Raw genomic sequence first — 17,474 nt, forward strand, 5'->3', positions numbered from 1 at the left:
TCTTTGCGTCCCCGGTCAGGTCGGTTATGGTCCGCTTCGAAATTCAACACCAGAACGGATCCATACCATGCCGGCCTTCAAGACCCTTGACGACCTCTCCGACATCGCGGGCAAGCGCGTTCTCGTGCGCGTCGATCTCAACGTCCCGGTTGCGGACGGGAAGGTGACGGACGCGACGCGCATCGAGCGCGTGGCGCCCACCATTCTCGAACTGTCCGGCAAGGGCGCCAAGGTGATCCTGCTCGCCCATTTCGGCCGCCCGAAGGGCGCGCCGGTCGCCGACATGTCGCTGAAGCTGATCGCGCCGGCTGTCGAGGCGGTTCTCGACCATGCGGTCCTGTTTGCCGATGATTGCATCGGCGAGGCGGCAGCCTCCGCCGTTGCCAAGATGGAAAACGGCGACATCCTGCTTCTGGAAAACACCCGCTTCCACAAGGGCGAAGAAAAGAACGACGCCGATTTCACCGCGGCACTCGCGGCCAATGGCGATATTTTCGTCAATGACGCTTTCTCGGCTGCCCACCGTGCGCATGCCTCGACGGAAGGTCTTGCCCACCATATGCCGGCCTATGCCGGCCGCACCATGCAGCAGGAACTGGAGGCGCTGGAAAAGGGCCTCGGCAACCCGGTTCGCCCGGTCGTCGCGATCGTCGGCGGCGCAAAAGTCTCCACCAAGATCGACCTCCTGATGAACCTCGTCAAGAAGGTCGACGCGCTGGTGATCGGTGGCGGCATGGCCAACACCTTCATCGCCGCACGCGGCACCAATGTCGGCAAGTCGCTCTGCGAGCATGACCTTGCCGAAACTGCCAAGCAGATCATGATCGAGGCGGCGAGCGCCCAGTGCGCCATCATCCTGCCGATCGACGGCGTGGTTGCCCGCGAGTTTAAGGCGGGTGCCGCAAACGAAGTGGTCGCGATCGACGCGATCCCGGCCGATGCCATGGTGCTCGATGTCGGCCCGAAGTCGATCGAGGCGATCAATGACTGGATCAGCCGCGCCCAGACGCTGGTCTGGAACGGTCCGCTCGGCGCCTTCGAAATCGAACCCTTCGATGCCGCAACCGTCGCAGCCGCAAAACATGCCGCCGAACGCACCAAGGCCGGCCAGCTCGTCTCCGTCGCCGGTGGCGGTGATACGGTCGCGGCCCTCAACCATGCCGGTGTCGCCGACGACTTCTCGTATGTCTCGACCGCCGGCGGTGCCTTCCTGGAATGGATGGAAGGCAAGGAACTGCCGGGCGTTTCCGTCCTCACCAAGGCCGGTTGATGCGTCAGCCCTAAAAAACGGGAGCGCACCTATATAGAAAGGTGCGCTCTCCGGTAAATCGGTTTAAATAATTTTTTATGTTTTAAACGATTGAAAAAAATTCAATCGTTTCAAGCGCTAAGCGTAGGATTTCCCTGTTAAAAAACTTCTGTTATCCGCGAATGATATTGAGCGAGATATGGACGCATTGTGCGCCGACTTGAGGGACAGGAGTGTAAGCATGGGGTACGCCAAGATGTTGGACAAGATGAGCTCTGCGCCTGGATTTATTGCGGCGCTGGATCAGAGCGGTGGTTCAACACCGGGAGCCTTGCGTCTCTATGGCGTGTCTGAATCCGATTATCAGACCGAAGAAGACATGTTCCGCCTGATGCACGCCATGCGCGTGCGCATCATGAGCGCCCCGGCCTTCACCGGCGACAAGGTGATCGGCGCGATCCTGTTCGAGCGGACGATGGACGGCGATGTGGATGGCGAGCCGGTCCCCACTTTCCTCTGGGAGAAGCGCGGCGTCGTGCCCTTCCTCAAGGTGGACAAGGGCCTGAATGCTGAAGAGAACGGCGTGCAGACGATGAAGGCGATGCCGGATCTCGACGCGCTGCTCATCCGTGGCCGCGAGAAGGGAATTTTCGGCACCAAGATGCGCTCCGTGATCGCCCATGCGGACAAAGCTGGCATCGCGGCCGTCGTCAAGCAGCAGTTCGAGGTGGGTCGCCAGATCATCGGCCAGGGCCTGATGCCGATCATCGAGCCGGAAGTCTCGATCAAGAGCCCGACCAAGCAGGAAGCCGAAGCCATTCTGCGCGATGAAATTGCTGAACAGCTCGACAAGCTTCCCGCTGGCGAAACCGTCATGCTGAAGCTGACGATCCCGACGGTTGCCGATTTCTATGCGCCGCTCATCGCCCACAAATCCGTCGTGCGGCTCGTCGCCCTCTCCGGCGGTTACACCACGGCGGATGCTTGCGAGAAGCTCAGCCACAATCACGGCATGATCGCCAGTTTTTCGCGCGGCCTCACCGAGGGGCTTCGTGTGTCGATGAGCGACGACGAGTTCAATGCAAGCATCGCCCAGACGATCGACCAGATCTACGCCGCAAGCGTCAACAAGGTCGGCTGATCTTTGAAGCCCCTTTTTGGAGGGGAGGCGAAAGGCCGTTCTCGCAGGAGGGCGGCCTTTCACTGTTTCTGATGGGTGACGTCACAAACATTCGTTGGCGCATCGCCGCCCGGCACGTTAGCCATTCCGCTGTTTGGGTCAGGAGGAGGCAGGCATGCGCAAGGCAGCATTCGTGACGGTGGACGTGTTTACCGGCGAGAGGTTCACCGGCAACCCACTGGCGGTCATTCTGGATGCGCGCGGCATGTCGGATGAGGACATGCAGAACGTTGCTGCCGAATTCGGCTATTCCGAATCCACCTTCATCCTGCCGCCGGATGATCCTGCCCATCACGCCAGGGTGCGCATCTTCACGCCGGTCACCGAAGTGCCCTTTGCCGGCCACCCGAATGTCGGCACGGCCTATGTGATCGGCCAGAGGAGCGAGATTTTCGGCAAGCCGGTCGCGGATCGGCTGGTGTTCGAGGAGAAGGCGGGACTGGTCGAGGTCACGCTGCAGCGGCAGGATGGTCGTGTGACGGCGGCTGCGATCCGCGCGCCGAAAGCGCTTGAGGTCGGGTCCACCGTTCCGGTCGAAGTGGTTGCCACCTGCCTCTCGCTCGAACCGTCGCAGATCCGCACCGCAAGTCATCTGCCATGCATGGCCTCCGTCGGGCTTGCCTTCGTTATGGTCGAACTTGTCGATCTCGCGGCGCTCGCCGCCGCCCGCACGGATCGTTCGCTGTTTGAAAAAGCGCGGGAGAGCCATGCGACGCCGGAGAACGACTTTCCCGTCTTCCTTTATGTCCGCGATCCGTCCCATCCGTTTCGGCTGCGCGCCCGCATGTTCGCGCCGCTCGACAATGTGCCGGAAGATCCGGCAACGGGGAGCGCGTCCGGCGCGCTCGCAGCCCTTCTTGCAAGCCTGGACCCGCGGGCGGACGGTCTCTTCGAGGTGATGATCGAACAGGGCGTGGAAATGGGCCGCCGCAGCATCATTCGGGTGACGGTCGAGAAACGCGACGGCAAACCAGGTTCCGTGGTCATTTCCGGCGAAAGTGCCGCGGTGATGGAAGGCCAGATCGCGTTCTGAGGTGAGGGCCGTTCAGGTAAAGTCACGCAACAGCAGGGTGATCGCCCAGAGCGCCAGCGCCAGAAGCGCGAGTTTCCAGAAGTCTGCACGTCGCCTGAGGCCCGGCCATCCGAGCGGCTTGATGATCTGGACGACCATGGCCAGGATGAGCAGAAGGCCGATGAGCTTTGTCATGATTTTCCTGTAGCACGATCACGTCAGCCACAGGCTGGACATTTTTGCACGTCACCACAGATAGCGTTCGGGGGAGAGATTCGGAACCGTCAATCGGTCCGGGTGCACGGGTTGTTGTTTTTGGCTCCGCGTCTTCCTCAAAGTCGTTTTTCTTGATCCGGGCGGGTTTCGCGCGGAGCAAGTTTAACGATTGTCGTGCAACATCGTCTGGACACCTGAACCGGAACGCAAACGGTCTTTCTCATGCCACGCAACATCCTGCCTGTCCTCAGCCTGCTCCTCGGCACCCTTTTCCTGTTTCTCGGCAATGGCTTGCAGGGCCTGCTGCTGCCGGTTCGCGGGACGATGGAGGGGTATTCGAACGAGGTGCTGGGCCTGCTCGGCACCACCTGGGCCGGCGGTTTCGTGGCGGGCTGTTTCGTGGCGCCGATCCTCGTGCGTCGCATCGGCCATGTACGGGCCTTTTCGGGCTTCGGGGCGATCATCTGCCTCAACGTGCTTCTGACAGGCATCGTCGTCAACGACGTTGCCTGGCTGACACTGCGCGCGGTCACCGGTTTCTGCACGGCCGGCACCTCGATGATCATCGAAAGCTGGCTGAACGAGCGGGCAACCAATGAAAGCCGCGGGGCGATCTTCTCCTTCTATATCGCGATTACCCTGCTCGGCGTTGTCGGCGGCCAGCTTCTGGTCGGCGTCATCGACGTCTCGACGCCGATCCTGTTCATGATCTGCGGCATTCTTTATTGCATCGCCATCCTGCCGACGACGCTGTCGACGGCGGCCTCGCCGCAACCGCTGAAACGGGTCAGTCTCGACCTGCCGGGGCTTTATCGCAATTCTCCCGTCTCCTTCGTCGGCATCCTGATGATCGGCATCGCCAACGGCGCCTATGGTACGCTGGTCGCCGTGTTTGCCGCGCAGGCCGGCATGCACCAGGGCACGATCGCCGTCATGGTGTCGATCACCATCTTTGCCGGGGCGATCATGCAGTTTCCCGCCGGCCGGCTGTCGGACCGCATGGACCGCCGTTACGTGCTTGCGGCGCTGTCGGCGCTGTCGGCCATCGCTGCTGTGCTGCTCGTTCTGTTCGAGCCGATGAATGTCTATGTCATCATCGTGCTGGTTGCCGTCTACGGTGCGGCGGCCAATGCGCTTTATCCGATCGCGGTGGCGCATGCGAACGACTTCGCGGCGCCGGAGGACTTCGTCAAGATTTCCGGCGGCCTGCTTTTGCTCTTCGGCATCGGCACGATCATCGGTCCGACGATCGGCGGACCGGTGATGACGCATTTCGGGGCGCATGCGCTGTTTGCCGTCACGGCGGTTGCGCATGTGGCCGTCGTTGTCCATGCCATCCTGCGCAGCCGGATCCGGCCGGCGATTGCAACGGCCGACAAGGACAATTACACGACCGCTCCGACCGCCACCGCGCCGCTGGCAACGCCTGAAAGCCTGATGCTTGATCCGCGCGCACCGGCGGACGGCGAGGCGCGCTGAGGCGGCTTTACCCGACAATGACAAGATTGTGAGGCGCAGGGCGCAAGTTCGCGCTTTACGCTCTCCCTCTGCTGCCCCATCCTTCCTGCACAGGAGAGACAAGGGAGTGGCATGATGCTGCGGACTGTCGCATTCGCTGTCGTTTCAACGGTGTGGTCGGCAGGGCTTGCGCTGGCCCAGTCGGCCCAGATGCCGGTCAGTCAGTGCCAGGCCATCGCCGAGGCCATTCCCAAGGTCACCTTCGCAAGCTTCAAACCGGTTCAACTGGCGCAACGTCAGCTCAAGGAAGACGTGACGATCACCTTCGTCGGTCACTCGACCTATCAGATCGAGAGCCCGGAGGGCATTGTGATCGCGACGGATTATTCCGGCGTCCACCGCACCTCCCTTCTGCCCGACGTCATCACGATGAACAAGGCGCATTCGACGCATTACACCCTCAACCCCGATGCGGGCATCGAGCATGTGCTGCCGGGCTGGAGCGATGTTCCGGGCGAGAAGGCCGTGCACAACGTGATGGTGGGTGACGCCTATATCCGGAATGTCGCGACCGATATCCGGTCCTATGGCGGCTTCGAGGAAAACGGCAACTCGATCTTCATCTTCGAGATTGCGGGTCTCTGCATCGGGCATCTCGGCCATCTGCATCATGAACTGACGGACGACCACTATACCGAGATCGGCCGCCTCGACATCCTGATGGTGCCGACGGATGGCGGGCTGACGATGGGAGCCGACAGCATGAGCCGGGTGGTGCAGCGGCTCCGGTCCTCGCTGATCCTGCCGATGCATCGCGGTGGGCCGCCGCTCGACCGGTTCCTGGCGATGTTCGACGGGCGGTTCGACATCGTCTACGGACAGTCGGACACGATGACGGTGTCGATGCGCAGCCTGCCGCGCAAGCCGCAGATTGTCGTCCCGCCGGGGCTCTGAGACCATCGGCGAGACGGAGCGACGGTATCGCGTCAGGCGAAGGTCAGGTGCTGCTTGACGCCGACATCCGGCATTTTTTCCTCGTTCATGTTGGCTTTCGCGATTTCCCAGCCGAACTTCAGGCTGCTGTCGGTCGAGGCCCAGATCTCGGCATCGTCCACATGCAGCGCCAGAAGCGTCAAATGCGGGTCGGTCTTGCCGTGTTCGTACCAGGCGGCGGTGACGGCGCTCCAGTATTCATCGATCTTGGCGGAATCCTTGCGCACCTCGATCACACCCGCCAGACAGGCGTGATAGTCGTGATCCTTGCCGACCACGCAGAAATGCGCGCGGGTGCCGGGCCGGATCGCCTGCACCAGATCGGTGTCGTTGCGGCTGAAGAACCAGACCGTGTTCGTCTTGGGATCGGCATGCGGGGCCATCGGCTGCATGTGCATCGACGAGCCCTCGATCCCGAGCATGCCGGCGTGAACCGCATCGATCTCGCTCCAAAGCTGCCGGGCGGGGGCTTCACGTGCTTCTGTCAGACTGACCATTGGCAATCCTTTCCTGATGAATGGGTCGCGGAGAAAACGCCCGCCCATGGCCTTTGTTCCGCATGGGCGCAGGCGGCGGGCAGCCGCTTTTTTCTTGAACGGCTGCCGTTTCGTGCCTATAAGCCGCCCATTCCAGACATATTACGCGATGAAGGGGTGCCATGGCTGGCCATTCACAGTTCAAGAACATCATGCACCGCAAGGGTCGGCAGGATTCGATCCGGTCGAAGATGTTCTCCAAGCTTGCACGCGAAATCACCGTCGCCGCCAAGGCCGGTCTGCCTGATCCTACCATGAACGCGGCCCTGCGCCTGGCAATCCAGAACGCCAAGGCTCAGTCCATGCCGAAGGACAACATCGACCGCGCGATCAAAAAGGCCTCCGGCGCCGATGCCGAAAGCTATGACGCGATCCGTTACGAAGGTTACGGCCCGGGTGGCGTTGCCGTCATCGTCGAGGCGCTGAGCGACAACCGCAACCGCACCGCCTCCAACATCCGTTCGATCTTCACCAAGGCCGGTGGCGCTCTGGGCGAAACCGGCTCGGTGTCCTTCTCCTTCGACCACGTCGGCGAAATCGTCTACAAGCTTTCGGCGGGTAGTGCCGATGCCGTCATGGAAGCGGCGATCGAGGCCGGTGCCGACGACGTGATCTCCGACGAAGACAGCCATACGATCATCTGCGGTTTTGAGAGCATCGGCGAAGTGTCCAAGGCGCTCGAAGCCACGCTCGGCGAAGCGGAAACCGTCAAGGCCGTCTGGAAGCCGCAGAACACGGTTCCGGTCGATGAGGAAAAGGCGCAGTCGCTGATGAAGCTGATCGACAGCCTGGAAGACGATGACGACGTGCAGACCGTCTATTCGAACTTCGAGGTATCGGACGAGGTGATGGCAAAGCTTTCGGCCTGATCGGTCCGCTTTCGCAAGGTTTTTATGGATGACGCCGGCCCGGTTCTCGGGACGGCGTTTTTCGTTTCGGGCGATAGGAATAGATTTCGGTTCCTTTTTCGGCTCTTCTGTTTCGGGTAGCTCTTTCAGTGTCGTCAACAGGAGCAGCGCGAATGCCCGAATTTCTGAATTCCGATTTTCTCGCTTTCGTCGCCATCGGGTTCTTCGCGCAGATCGTCGACGGGGCGCTGGGCATGGCCTTCGGTGTGCTTTGCACGACAGCGTTGCTGTCGGTTGGCGTGCCGCCCGCTGTCGCAAGTGCCATGACGCATGTGACGGAATGTTTTACGACGGCCGCCTCCGGCCTTTCGCATGCCTATCACCGCAATGTGGACTGGCGGCTTGTGGCGCGGCTGGCGCCTGCCGGCATGCTGGGCGGCGCGATTGGCGCCTATCTCCTGTCCAGCCTGGACGGTTCGGTGATCTCGCCGTTCATTTCCGTCTACCTGATCTGCATTGGCCTCTACATCCTCTACAAGGCCTTTCGTCCACGGTGGCCGCGTGACGTCAGCGACTGGATCATTCCTTATGTCGGCGGTTTTGGCGGCCTGATGGATTCGATCGGCGGCGGTGGCTGGGGGCCCGTCGTCACCAGCACGCTTCTCGGACGTGGCCATGATGCCAAGACGGTGATCGGTTCGACGAATTTCACCGAATTTGCGGTTACCATGGTGATTTCGCTCACCTTCATCCTGACGCTTGGCTGGACGCAGCTGAGTTCGGCTGCAGGCCTTATCGTCGGCGGCGTCCTGGCCGCACCGGTGGGGGCGGTGCTCGTCAAGCACCTGCCGGTCCGTCCGCTGATGATTGCGGTCTCGCTTCTCATCGTCGCCACGGCGATCATCCGGCTGCTCTGACCGCGGAGGTTCCGGGCAAGCCTGGGGCATGCCAGCTGTGGCAGCCTCGTCCTGCATTTGAGCCCTTGTCCGATTCCATCTCCCCCAGCGGGATCGTGACCCCTCATTTTCAGGAGATATCCATGGTGTCCGCCCTTGATTCGACCCGGCTCTGGTCCATGCAGACCACGCTGCGCATCATGAAGGAAGAGGAGGCCAGAACCTCCCAGGAAGACAGCAGCGAGAGTTCCGCCAGCAGTATTCTGGCGCAATACGGCGTCGATACTTCCGAAGACGATAGCAGTGACAGTTCGACCTATACGCTGGCCGATTACCTGACCGGGACCACGTCCTCGGATACCGACGAGACGTCGGAAGAGACTGTCTCCGACGACATCGAAAGCACCTCCTTCATGAAGGGTTTGAAGGCGAAGCTGGAGGAAATGACGGAGACGTCGTCGACCAAGGCGCAGGCCGAAGCCATGCTCGCCGCCCTGGAGGCGGGCACGCTGACGGTGACCGACGCGCAGAAGGGCGAGACGATCACCGCCTGGGATGTCGAGGCCGAGGACGTAACGGCGAATACGGCAACGACGATGGAGACATCCGAATGGAGCTCCTATCTGCGGGATCATCTCAGCCGCGAAAGCGGCGGCAAATATGCGCTGAACGAGGATGGCAGCTATACCGACAAGGCGACCGGCAACAGCGCCTATTTCGGCATGGTGGGCGACAGCTATTATTATCTCAGCTGGCCTGCCGCCAGCTGAGCCTGTTCATCCCGTGGCCGTCCGGGATCATGAGGGTTCGGGGGCGCTACTGGATCTTCTGCATGAGCGGCAGAGAGGCAAACCGTTCCACGGAGCGCAGACGGGCCTCGATGTCGTGAACGGGCATCGAGATGATCAGCTCGTCCGCGCCGGTAGCGGCGACGAAATCCTCCAACTTCTGTCGCACTGTCTCCGATGAACCGACGGCCGCATAACGCAACGTGTGTTCCACGTTGATGCGTTCCATATCGGTCCAGAAGCCATCCATGCTCTCGACCGGCCGCGGGAAGCGACCCCGGACATTGCGTCGCAGATTGACGAATTGCTGCTGCGCCGAGGTGAAATGATACTGCGCCTCCTCGTCCGTTTCTGCTGCAACGCCCATCAGGCCGGCAATCACGTAAGGTTTGTCCAGCTGGTCGGACGGCTGGAAGCGCTCCCGATAGATCGCCAGCGCATCGAGCAGCATATCGGGCGCAAAATGCGAGGCGAACGCATAAGGAAGGCCCAGCGCTGCGGCCAGATGTGCGCTGTAGAGGCTGGAGCCGAGCAGCCAGATCGGCACCTTCGCATTCATGCCGGGCACGGCGAGGATCGCCTGGTCCTCGCGTGGCGCGCCGAGAAGCTGCTGGAGTTCGACGATATCATGCGGAAAATTCTCGGCACCGGCCTCCAGGTTGCGGCGCAGCGCGCGTGCGGTGCGCATGTCCGTTCCTGGCGCGCGGCCAAGACCCAGATCGACACGACCCGGAAACAGCGCTTCCAGCGTGCCGAACTGTTCTGCAATCACCAGCGGCGAGTGGTTGGGCAGCATGATGCCGCCGGAGCCGATGCGGATGCGTTTGGTGGCGGCCCCGATGTGGCCGATGACGACGGCGGTCGCGGCACTGGCAATGCCGGGCATGCCGTGATGTTCGGCCAGCCAGACGCGTTTGTAACCCTGTTCCTCGGCCGTCTGCGCCAGCCGGCGTGAGTGGTCGAGCGCCTGGCTTGCATCCGCGCCGTCGGGAATGGGAGAGAGATCGAGAAGAGAAAAGGGGATCATGGCACTGCTTTGCGTGTTCGGTTCATCATCGACGGTGTGTTGACTGCCATGTAGTCATTCGACGACGAAAACGAAGGGCCGGGTCTCGATTTCCGAGACCCGGCCCTTCGGCTCACCTGTTGGCGCCTGATCAGGTAATGCAGCGCAGGTTCGGCTTTTCGCCGGCTCTTGTCCGGCCAGACTGTGCCGGTGCCGCGAACTGGAAGGCCGCAAGCCGCGTCTCGACAGCACTGACCTCGCTCATCATACGGATCAGCGCACCTTCACTCGCCTGGACGATGTCCAGCGAACGGGCCAACACGTTGTCGGTTTCCGCCGCCGCCAGATGCGCGAGCGACAGGCGCTGCATTTCGAGATCCGCATTGCGGGCAAGCCGCTCTGCCGGTTCCTTCAGCTCGGCGATTGCCGAACCGACCTGCACCGCCGAGCGCTCCAGGCGCAATAGCGCCCGGTTGCTTTCTGCAACATGCTGCTCCGTTTCCCGGCACTGACGCAGCAGGTTCCGGGCCGTCTGCATGCTGGAATCGGCCAGCGCACGGGTGAGCCGCACGGGTTCGCCGCCATCGCTTTTCGCGGGATCTTCCCCCTGCCGCGCCTCGTCCTGCAGGACGACGGACAGCTGTTCTGCCTGAATGGCCAGATCGCCGACCGCATGGGCCAGTTCGGTCAGGCGGTCGAGCGACCGGCTGGCGCCATCGCCGGCGTCGCGAAGGGAGTTTGCGGTTTCCGTCAATTGCCTGTCCGTACCGCCGAGCGCATCCACCCGGCGGGCAATGAATTCAGCGTCATCGTGGCGGAGCCGCGCGGAGCGCTGCAGCACGTCGAGCGCGGTCGAGGCCTTCTTTGCCGTCGGAATGGCGTTGGTGATGCGGTCGCCGATGACGGCAAGGTCACCCTGGCTGCTGCGGGCCTGTTCCTTCAGCACAGCGCTGTTTTCCCGCATCGCATAGAGGTTGACGTTGAGCATGGCCGCCAGCCGGTTGACGCGCATCCGCAGGGCTTCGAACGGTCCCTCGAACTCCTCCTGGATCTGGCAATTGAGATCGCCGTTCGACAGGCGCCGCAGCGTCTCATCGATGCGGCGCAGCGTCTCGTCCGGTTGTGCCGGCGTTTCGGGCAGAGCCGGCTGCGGACGCATCAGGGCGCGTGCGAGCACGCCGATTTCGTCGCGCCGCCTGGACTCGGGGCCCTCGTGAGGGGTGGATCCTGCCCGCTGTGATGCCTGCGCATCGCGCGCAAGGCGCCTCAGGGGCATATCGATCGTCAATGCGATCATGCCCATTGCTGCGCATGCGGACAAAGCCGCGAGGATGCTGAAGCCCAGGATCTCAGGCGACATCCGCATGGCCTTAACGGCGATGAGGAGAACAGCCACGAGATTGAACGCGACGAACAACAGGATCGTCTCGATCGGCCGGATCTTCAAGCGGGTGAACATCATCATGATGACCTCCAATCTTGGTTCCTGGGAACCCCTAATGCGATTCGGCCGTGCCGGTTGCCTTCGTTTAACGGTACGGGTGAGGTCCGAATTGGTAACTTTAAGACTTGGTTAACGCTCGTGCGGCTTTGTTTCGTTTTTGTTCACATCGCCGCTGGCCCGGGTGGCGGCAAACAGAGTAGGATTGCGGTCATGAGCAACACGATTCGGATCATCGGTATCGACCCCGGCCTGCGCCGCACCGGCTGGGGCATCATCGAGACCTTGGGCAACAGCCTGAAATTCGTCGCCTCCGGTACGGTGACCTCGGATGGCGACATGGATCTTGCCTCGCGCCTGTGCCAGCTGCACGACGGACTGGCGGAGGTGGTGCATAGCTATCAACCCGACGAGGCGGCGGTCGAGCAGACCTTCGTCAACAAGGATGCGGTTGCGACCCTGAAGCTTGGCCAGGCGCGCGGCGTGGTGATGCTGGTGCCGGCTCGCGCCGGGCTTCCGGTCGCCGAATATGCACCGAATGCCGTGAAGAAGGCGGTGATCGGTGTCGGCCACGGCGAAAAGCAGCAGATCCACATGATGCTGAAGATCCTGATGCCGAAGGTGGAGTTCAAGGGCAACGACGCCGCCGATGCGCTCGCGATTGCCATCTGCCACGCCCACAATCGCGGCGGCCACCGCATGCGCCAGGTGCTGGCTTCCGCATAGATGTTCTTGACTTGTTCTCCCGGTAAGGATATTTCTTACTGGAAAGGGAGCCGGTCAATGCGTGTGACGTCCAAAGGTCAGGTAACGATACCCCGCGATCTTCGCGAGATGGTGGGCATTGCGCCCAATTCCGAGGTCGTCTTCGCAATCGAGAATGGCAGGCTGACGCTTGCCCCCAAGCAGATGGTTCACCCCGAGGCAGAACGGGACCGCCTTGCCAGGTTCATTGAGACCCTCGACCGGCTTGAAGGGTCGGGCGCGCAGGATGTCGATGCAGATGCCCTGATGCGTCTGACGCGGGACCGATAATCTTGGCGGTTCTGGTTGATACGAATGTGCTGGTGGATCTGGCCGTTCGGGATCCGGCCTGGTACGGCTGGTCGCGAAGCTGTCTGATGAAGATTGCCGGGCGCGAACCGCTTGTGATCAACCCGGTCATCTATGCCGAGTTTTCTGTTCGCTACCGAGATATCGATGAGGTGGATCGGCTCTTGCCGCCCGACGAGTTTCATCGTGAGAGCCTGCCATGGTCTGCCGCATTCGCAGCCGGTGCCGCCTTTCGTGTATATCGTGCTGCTGGTGGAGCGAAGGATCGCGTGCTGCCTGATTTCCTCATCGGAGCGCATGCGGCGATCAGCGGATATGCAATCCTGACGCGCGATCCGAAAGGCTACCGCGCCTACTTTCCCGACGTGCCCCTTATCTCTCCTGAAACCCATCCGCTTTAAGGCTTGGACCCCTTTCATGATCGGCAAACTCAAAGGCACCATCGACGAGATCGGTGAGGACTATGTTCTGGTGGATGTGCATGGCGTCTGTTACGTCGCCCATTGTTCGTCCCGCACGCTGTCGCGCATCGGATCGGTGGGCGAGGCGGTGATCCTGTTCATCGAGACCTATGTGCGCGAGGACCAGTTGAAGCTGTTCGGCTTCATGAGCGCCTTGGAGCGGGAATGGTTCAATCTGCTGCAGAGCGTACAGGGCGTCGGCGCGAAGGTGGCGCTGGCCGTGCTCTCGACGCTGACGCCGTCCGAGCTGGCTAATTCTATCGCCCTGCAGGACCGGGCGGCTGTCTCCCGCGCGCCGGGGGTCGGTCCGAAGGTTGCGATGCGCATCGTGACCGAACTGAAGAACCGTGCCCCGGCCTTTGCGGGCGAGGCGAGTGGCACCATCGGCTTGAAGCAGGAGCTGGGCGAGGGGGTCGCTGCCGCACCGGTTGCCGATGCCGTTTCCGCGCTCACCAACCTCGGCTATTCGCGCGACCAGGCCGCCAATGCCGTGGCTGCCGCACTGAAAATTGCCGGGGAAGGGGCCGACAGCGCCAAGCTGATCCGGCTGGGTTTGAAGGAGCTCTCGCGGTGATTTCCTTGCCTTTTCATTCTCTCCTTACTAATCTCACAGAGTAAGGAGATCGGTGCGATGAATGTCTTTTACGGAACCATGACCTCCAAGGGGCAGACGACGGTGCCGGCCGAAGTTCGAGAGTTGCTGAAGCTGAAACCGGGAGACCGGATCCGCTACGTCGTTCAGGACGGCAAGGTCAGTCTGAAGGCCAAGAACAAACGCCTGAGCGATCTGGCCGGCATCCTGCATCGCCCCGGCATGGCACCTCTCAGTCTTGAAGACATGGATGACGCCGTCGGCGAGGCGGTGTCCGAGCATGTGATGCGATCCGAATGATCGGCATAGACACTAACATTCTGTTGCGCCTCGTCTGTCAGGATGACGAAACGCAATCGAGGCTTGTGACGGCCTGGGTGGAGAGCCTGACGCCAGAGGAGCCGGGCTTCATCAACAGCGCGGTCCTGCTCGAATTCATCTGGACCGCCCGCCGGCGTCTCAAGATGTCGCGGGAGGAGTTGAAGCTGATCCTGTCGGGGTTTCTTGATTCCGACAATCTTGTCATGGAAGACGAAAACCTGATCGAGCTGGCCCTCGATGAAATGGATCGTTCGACCGAAGAGTTCGCAGATATCTATATAGCTCTGAAGAACCGGGAGTTAGGATGCCGGACCACCATGACGTTGGATAAAAAAGCCGCGGAGCGAGTCCCCGGCATGGAATTGCTCGCATGACCTTACCCAATCCCATCCTGTCGCCGGAAAAAAAGGGCGAAGATCTTGATGCGGCGCTGCGCCCGCAGACGCTGGACGAGTTTACCGGCCAGGCGGAGGCGCGCGCCAATCTGAAGGTCTTCATCGAGGCGGCAAAGAACCGCGGCGAGGCGCTGGACCATGTGCTGTTCGTCGGTCCTCCCGGTCTTGGCAAGACGACGCTGGCGCAGATCATGGCCAAGGAACTCGGCGTCAATTTCCGCTCCACCTCCGGGCCGGTGATCGCGAAAGCCGGGGATCTTGCGGCGCTTCTCACCAATCTCGAAGAACGCGATGTGCTGTTCATTGACGAGATCCACCGGCTGAACCCGGCGGTTGAGGAAATCCTCTATCCGGCCATGGAGGATTTCCAGCTCGATCTCATCATCGGCGAGGGCCCGGCGGCGCGCTCTGTGAAAATCGACCTGTCAAAGTTCACCCTGGTTGCCGCCACCACGCGTCTCGGCCTGCTGACGACACCGTTGCGCGACCGTTTCGGCATTCCGGTGCGGCTGAACTTTTATACCGTCGATGAGCTGGAACTAATCGTGCGGCGCGGTGCGCGGCTGATGGGGCTCGGCATGACCGATGCCGGCGCTCGCGAGATCGCCCGCCGCGCGCGCGGCACGCCGCGTATTGCCGGCCGGCTGTTGCGCCGCGTGCGCGATTTTGCCGAGGTGGCGCGGGCCGAAGCGGTGACGAAGGAGATCGCCGATGAGGCGCTGACCCGCCTGCACGTCGACCATGCCGGCCTCGATCAGCTCGACAAACGCTATCTCAGCATGATCGCCGTCAATTTCGGCGGGGGCCCGGTGGGGATCGAGACGATTGCCGCGGGTCTTTCGGAACCACGCGATGCGATCGAGGACATCATCGAGCCCTACATGATCCAGCAGGGGTTCATTCAGCGCACCCCGCGCGGGCGCGTGCTGACGGCAACCGCCTGGCGGCACCTCGGGCTGCAGCCGCCAAAGGATCTGGAGGCGGCGCAATTCCGTCTGTTCAGCGAGGACGACTGAGTGCTCACACGTCGTTCGCTGTTGAAGCTGCTGGCGGGCGGCTTCGTTGCCGCTGTCGGCACGGTGGCCTTTCCGTTTCTTGAGGCCTTTGCCAAGCCGCGCATCGAGAGCTATCGGCTGACGCCAAAACGCTGGACGCCGGGCCTTTCGCTGAAGATCTGCGTGATTGCCGATATCCATGCCTGCCGGCCGTGGATGGATGGGCGACGTGTCGCAAGCATCTGCGCGCAGGCCCAAGCGCTTGAGGCCGACATGATCCTGCTGCTCGGGGATTACATGCCGGGCATCCACAAGCTGGCCGAGCCGATCGCGCTTGAGGATTGGTCGAAGCCGCTCGGCGCGCTCCATGCGCCGCTTGGCGTGCATGCGGTGCTCGGCAACCACGATTACTGGTCCGACAGTGCCTTTCAGCGTGATCCGACGCGGGAACCGGTTGTCAGGCAGGCAATGCAAGCCGCTGGCGTCTCCGTTCTCGTCAATCAGGCGCTCCGGCTGGAAAAGGACGGGCGTGCCTTTTGGCTGGCGGGTCTCGGCGACCAGATCGCCTTGCTTGCCCGATATGGGCACGGTTATGATACCGGCGTGGACGATCTTGCCGGGACGCTCTCGCAGGTCACAGACGATGCGCCGGTGATCATGATGGCGCATGAGCCGGATGTCTTCCTCAATCCCAATCCGCGTGTCAGCCTCACCCTGTCGGGACACACACATGGCGGCCAGGTCAACCTGTTCGGCTGGCGACCCGTCAATGCGTCTTACGGTTCCGCGCTTTATCCGGCGGGTCTGTTCCGCAAATCTGCAGGCGATCTCATCGTCTCGCGCGGGCTTGGCTGCTCTTCGCTGCCGATGCGCATCGGCAACTGGCCTGAAATCCTGATGATCGAACTCGGAGCATGACATGGGAACCCGCATCCGCATCAAAACGAAGCCGAAGCGCACCTTTCAGATGCGGATTGCCGGGCTCGGTTTCCGCAACGGCCACGTTCTGGTGCACCGGGCAACGCATGAGAGCTTCTGGACCTTTCCCGGCGGCGGTGCGGAGATCGGCGAGACGTCGGAAGAGACACTGAAGCGGGAAATGGTGGAGGAGCTTGGCGTCGAGGTTCAGGTGGAGCGGCTGCTCTGGATGGTGGAGAATTTTTTCCACTACGAAGGGCGCGACTGGCACGAACTCGGCCTTTATTACCTGATGCAGATCCCGGAGAGTTTTCCGTTCGCGCCGGAGGGGATCATCCACCGCGTGCAGGACGGCAACAACGACCTGGAGTTCAAATGGGTCGAGGCGACGACGGCTGCGCTCACCGCCCTCGACAATCCGCCCTATTTCATCGCCGGCGAGATCGAGGCGCTGCCTGAAACGCCGCGCCATCTCGTCTGGGACGATCGTAATCTCGATATCAAGCCGCCTCGCTGAGCCTTTTGCCCTGCCTCAACGGGAAGGCTTGCAACCGTCCCTGTCGTCAGTATGACAGGGACGCGGGCCATGCACCCGCCTTTGATATCAGAAGCTGGTGGCGTGCCCATGTCGGATCTTATGTCGGATTTTTCCGTTTCCCTGTCCGGTGACCTTGTTGATGGCGGCCACCGCCTTGTGCAACGGGTCTATTACGAGGACACGGATTTCTCCGGCCTCGTCTACCATGCCCGCTACCTGCATTTCCTGGAGCGTGGTCGCACGGATTACCTTCGGTGTCTCGGCTGCGAGCAGAGCGCGCTTCTGTCGGTCGATGACGAAGGGCTGGTTTTTGTCGTGCACCGCATGGAGATCGACTTCAAGGCGCCGGCACGCATGGATGATATCCTCACCGTCCTGACCCGGACGGAAAAGGCCGGCGGCGCGAAGATGGTGCTGACGCAGGAAATCCGCCGCGGCGAGACACTGCTGATTGCCGCGAAGGTCGTCATTGCCGTCATCAACAAGCATGGTCGTCCGCGCCGTCTGCCGGAAACCATCGCTTCCTCCTTCCTCGCCGGTTGAACGGACGGCTGACAGTTCGCTCTGCCTGCTGTATC

At 61.8% G+C, this 17,474-nt stretch carries 22 protein-coding genes; 18 read left to right on the forward strand and 4 right to left on the reverse strand.

Going from position 1 to position 17,474, the window contains the following annotated elements; all coding sequences use genetic code 11:
- Positions 1-67: 67 nt before the first annotated feature.
- The 3 genes from OU993_RS11975 to OU993_RS11985 all read left to right on the forward strand — a co-directional run bounded on the left by OU993_RS11975 (position 68) and on the right by OU993_RS11985 (position 3,462).
- Positions 68-1,270: a phosphoglycerate kinase gene (locus OU993_RS11975; protein ID WP_268157300.1), complete on the forward strand. Its 1,203-nt coding sequence runs from the start codon at positions 68-70 to the stop codon at positions 1,268-1,270.
- A 220-nt stretch (positions 1,271-1,490) separates the two neighbouring features.
- The gene (locus OU993_RS11980) at positions 1,491-2,390 is read left to right on the forward strand and encodes a fructose bisphosphate aldolase (RefSeq protein ID WP_268157302.1); all 900 of its coding nucleotides are present in this window, start codon (positions 1,491-1,493) and stop codon (positions 2,388-2,390) included.
- Between the two features lie 154 nt (positions 2,391-2,544).
- Positions 2,545-3,462, forward strand: a complete 918-nt coding sequence (locus tag OU993_RS11985; RefSeq protein ID WP_268157304.1) for a PhzF family phenazine biosynthesis protein — start codon at positions 2,545-2,547, stop codon at positions 3,460-3,462.
- A gap of 12 nt (positions 3,463-3,474) precedes the next feature.
- On the opposite strand, the gene OU993_RS11990 is transcribed toward OU993_RS11985, so the two are convergent.
- Positions 3,475-3,636 (reverse strand): hypothetical protein, encoded by a 162-nt coding sequence (locus OU993_RS11990; RefSeq protein WP_268157306.1) that lies wholly within the window; start codon positions 3,634-3,636, stop codon positions 3,475-3,477.
- Positions 3,637-3,879: 243 nt separating this feature from the next.
- On the opposite strand from OU993_RS11990, the gene OU993_RS11995 reads away from it, so the two are divergent.
- Together OU993_RS11995 and OU993_RS12000 are read left to right on the forward strand one after the other, a co-directional pair.
- The gene (locus OU993_RS11995) at positions 3,880-5,136 is read left to right on the forward strand and encodes an MFS transporter (RefSeq protein WP_268157308.1); all 1,257 of its coding nucleotides are present in this window, start codon (positions 3,880-3,882) and stop codon (positions 5,134-5,136) included.
- A gap of 111 nt (positions 5,137-5,247) precedes the next feature.
- On the forward strand, positions 5,248-6,069 hold the full coding sequence (locus OU993_RS12000) for an MBL fold metallo-hydrolase (RefSeq protein ID WP_268157310.1): 822 nt from the start codon (positions 5,248-5,250) through the stop codon (positions 6,067-6,069).
- Positions 6,070-6,101: 32 nt separating this feature from the next.
- Here the strand turns inward: OU993_RS12000 and OU993_RS12005 are convergent, their stop codons facing one another.
- On the reverse strand, positions 6,102-6,605 hold the full coding sequence (locus OU993_RS12005; RefSeq protein ID WP_268157312.1) for a pyridoxamine 5'-phosphate oxidase family protein: 504 nt from the start codon (positions 6,603-6,605) through the stop codon (positions 6,102-6,104).
- A gap of 161 nt (positions 6,606-6,766) precedes the next feature.
- Here OU993_RS12005 and OU993_RS12010 point away from each other — a divergent pair, with 161 nt between their 5' ends.
- The 3 genes from OU993_RS12010 (at position 6,767) to OU993_RS12020 (ending at position 9,158) form a co-directional block, all read left to right on the forward strand.
- Positions 6,767-7,513 carry a YebC/PmpR family DNA-binding transcriptional regulator gene (locus OU993_RS12010; RefSeq protein ID WP_268157314.1) on the forward strand — a complete coding sequence of 249 codons (747 nt, stop codon included), beginning with the start codon at positions 6,767-6,769 and terminating at the stop codon, positions 7,511-7,513.
- A gap of 152 nt (positions 7,514-7,665) precedes the next feature.
- The gene (locus tag OU993_RS12015; RefSeq protein WP_268157316.1) at positions 7,666-8,409 is read left to right on the forward strand and encodes a sulfite exporter TauE/SafE family protein; all 744 of its coding nucleotides are present in this window, start codon (positions 7,666-7,668) and stop codon (positions 8,407-8,409) included.
- Positions 8,410-8,531: 122 nt separating this feature from the next.
- Positions 8,532-9,158 (forward strand): hypothetical protein, encoded by a 627-nt coding sequence (locus OU993_RS12020; RefSeq protein ID WP_268157318.1) that lies wholly within the window; start codon positions 8,532-8,534, stop codon positions 9,156-9,158.
- Between the two features lie 46 nt (positions 9,159-9,204).
- Here the strand turns inward: OU993_RS12020 and OU993_RS12025 are convergent, their stop codons facing one another.
- Together OU993_RS12025 and OU993_RS12030 are read right to left on the reverse strand one after the other, a co-directional pair.
- Complete coding sequence (locus OU993_RS12025; RefSeq protein ID WP_268157320.1) at positions 9,205-10,203, reverse strand: LLM class flavin-dependent oxidoreductase; 999 nt, start codon at positions 10,201-10,203, stop codon at positions 9,205-9,207.
- A 130-nt stretch (positions 10,204-10,333) separates the two neighbouring features.
- Positions 10,334-11,647, reverse strand: a complete 1,314-nt coding sequence (locus OU993_RS12030) for a hypothetical protein (RefSeq protein ID WP_268157323.1) — start codon at positions 11,645-11,647, stop codon at positions 10,334-10,336.
- Between the two features lie 189 nt (positions 11,648-11,836).
- Here OU993_RS12030 and ruvC point away from each other — a divergent pair, with 189 nt between their 5' ends.
- The 10 genes from ruvC to ybgC all read left to right on the forward strand — a co-directional run bounded on the left by ruvC (position 11,837) and on the right by ybgC (position 17,439).
- Entirely contained in the window at positions 11,837-12,349 is a 513-nt protein-coding gene (gene ruvC, locus OU993_RS12035) for a crossover junction endodeoxyribonuclease RuvC (protein ID WP_268157324.1), read from the forward strand.
- A gap of 57 nt (positions 12,350-12,406) precedes the next feature.
- Positions 12,407-12,658, forward strand: a complete 252-nt coding sequence (locus tag OU993_RS12040; RefSeq protein WP_268157326.1) for an AbrB/MazE/SpoVT family DNA-binding domain-containing protein — start codon at positions 12,407-12,409, stop codon at positions 12,656-12,658.
- Between the two features lie 2 nt (positions 12,659-12,660).
- Positions 12,661-13,077: a type II toxin-antitoxin system VapC family toxin gene (locus tag OU993_RS12045; RefSeq protein WP_268157328.1), complete on the forward strand. Its 417-nt coding sequence runs from the start codon at positions 12,661-12,663 to the stop codon at positions 13,075-13,077.
- Positions 13,078-13,093: 16 nt separating this feature from the next.
- Complete coding sequence (ruvA, locus tag OU993_RS12050; protein ID WP_268157329.1) at positions 13,094-13,711, forward strand: Holliday junction branch migration protein RuvA; 618 nt, start codon at positions 13,094-13,096, stop codon at positions 13,709-13,711.
- A 57-nt stretch (positions 13,712-13,768) separates the two neighbouring features.
- A complete protein-coding gene (locus OU993_RS12055; protein WP_268157332.1) occupies positions 13,769-14,029 on the forward strand; it encodes an AbrB/MazE/SpoVT family DNA-binding domain-containing protein in 261 nt (86 codons plus the stop codon).
- A complete protein-coding gene (locus OU993_RS12060) occupies positions 14,026-14,424 on the forward strand; it encodes a PIN domain-containing protein (RefSeq protein ID WP_268157334.1) in 399 nt (132 codons plus the stop codon). Before OU993_RS12055 ends, OU993_RS12060 begins: the two co-directional genes overlap by 4 nt.
- The gene (ruvB, locus tag OU993_RS12065) at positions 14,421-15,461 is read left to right on the forward strand and encodes a Holliday junction branch migration DNA helicase RuvB (protein ID WP_268157336.1); all 1,041 of its coding nucleotides are present in this window, start codon (positions 14,421-14,423) and stop codon (positions 15,459-15,461) included. Before OU993_RS12060 ends, ruvB begins: the two co-directional genes overlap by 4 nt.
- Entirely contained in the window at positions 15,462-16,358 is an 897-nt protein-coding gene (locus tag OU993_RS12070) for a metallophosphoesterase (protein ID WP_268157338.1), read from the forward strand.
- Between the two features lies 1 nt (position 16,359).
- On the forward strand, positions 16,360-16,875 hold the full coding sequence (locus OU993_RS12075; protein ID WP_268157340.1) for an NUDIX hydrolase: 516 nt from the start codon (positions 16,360-16,362) through the stop codon (positions 16,873-16,875).
- A gap of 120 nt (positions 16,876-16,995) precedes the next feature.
- On the forward strand, positions 16,996-17,439 hold the full coding sequence (gene ybgC / locus OU993_RS12080) for a tol-pal system-associated acyl-CoA thioesterase (RefSeq protein WP_268157704.1): 444 nt from the start codon (positions 16,996-16,998) through the stop codon (positions 17,437-17,439).
- The last annotated feature ends 35 nt before the right edge of the window (positions 17,440-17,474 follow it).

It is taken from the genome of Rhizobium sp. SL86 (assembly GCF_026672545.1).
Lineage (GTDB): Bacteria > Pseudomonadota > Alphaproteobacteria > Rhizobiales > Rhizobiaceae > Neorhizobium.

Excerpts from the sequence above, each read along its gene's own strand:
- OU993_RS11975 (WP_268157300.1), top strand. The coding sequence starts at position 68 with ATGCCGGCCTTCAAGACCCTTGACGACCTCTCCGACATCGCGGGCAAG.
- OU993_RS11980 (WP_268157302.1), top strand. The coding sequence starts at position 1,491 with ATGGGGTACGCCAAGATGTTGGACAAGATGAGCTCTGCGCCTGGATTT.
- OU993_RS11985 (WP_268157304.1), top strand. The coding sequence starts at position 2,545 with ATGCGCAAGGCAGCATTCGTGACGGTGGACGTGTTTACCGGCGAGAGG.
- OU993_RS11990 (WP_268157306.1), bottom strand. The coding sequence starts at position 3,636 with ATGACAAAGCTCATCGGCCTTCTGCTCATCCTGGCCATGGTCGTCCAG.
- OU993_RS11995 (WP_268157308.1), top strand. The coding sequence starts at position 3,880 with ATGCCACGCAACATCCTGCCTGTCCTCAGCCTGCTCCTCGGCACCCTT.
- OU993_RS12000 (WP_268157310.1), top strand. The coding sequence starts at position 5,248 with ATGATGCTGCGGACTGTCGCATTCGCTGTCGTTTCAACGGTGTGGTCG.
- OU993_RS12005 (WP_268157312.1), bottom strand. The coding sequence starts at position 6,605 with ATGGTCAGTCTGACAGAAGCACGTGAAGCCCCCGCCCGGCAGCTTTGG.
- OU993_RS12010 (WP_268157314.1), top strand. The coding sequence starts at position 6,767 with ATGGCTGGCCATTCACAGTTCAAGAACATCATGCACCGCAAGGGTCGG.
- OU993_RS12015 (WP_268157316.1), top strand. The coding sequence starts at position 7,666 with ATGCCCGAATTTCTGAATTCCGATTTTCTCGCTTTCGTCGCCATCGGG.
- OU993_RS12020 (WP_268157318.1), top strand. The coding sequence starts at position 8,532 with ATGGTGTCCGCCCTTGATTCGACCCGGCTCTGGTCCATGCAGACCACG.
- OU993_RS12025 (WP_268157320.1), bottom strand. The coding sequence starts at position 10,203 with ATGATCCCCTTTTCTCTTCTCGATCTCTCTCCCATTCCCGACGGCGCG.
- OU993_RS12030 (WP_268157323.1), bottom strand. The coding sequence starts at position 11,647 with ATGATGATGTTCACCCGCTTGAAGATCCGGCCGATCGAGACGATCCTG.
- ruvC (WP_268157324.1), top strand. The coding sequence starts at position 11,837 with ATGAGCAACACGATTCGGATCATCGGTATCGACCCCGGCCTGCGCCGC.
- OU993_RS12040 (WP_268157326.1), top strand. The coding sequence starts at position 12,407 with ATGCGTGTGACGTCCAAAGGTCAGGTAACGATACCCCGCGATCTTCGC.
- ruvA (WP_268157329.1), top strand. The coding sequence starts at position 13,094 with ATGATCGGCAAACTCAAAGGCACCATCGACGAGATCGGTGAGGACTAT.
- OU993_RS12055 (WP_268157332.1), top strand. The coding sequence starts at position 13,769 with ATGAATGTCTTTTACGGAACCATGACCTCCAAGGGGCAGACGACGGTG.
- OU993_RS12060 (WP_268157334.1), top strand. The coding sequence starts at position 14,026 with ATGATCGGCATAGACACTAACATTCTGTTGCGCCTCGTCTGTCAGGAT.
- ruvB (WP_268157336.1), top strand. The coding sequence starts at position 14,421 with ATGACCTTACCCAATCCCATCCTGTCGCCGGAAAAAAAGGGCGAAGAT.
- OU993_RS12075 (WP_268157340.1), top strand. The coding sequence starts at position 16,360 with ATGGGAACCCGCATCCGCATCAAAACGAAGCCGAAGCGCACCTTTCAG.
- ybgC (WP_268157704.1), top strand. The coding sequence starts at position 16,996 with ATGTCGGATTTTTCCGTTTCCCTGTCCGGTGACCTTGTTGATGGCGGC.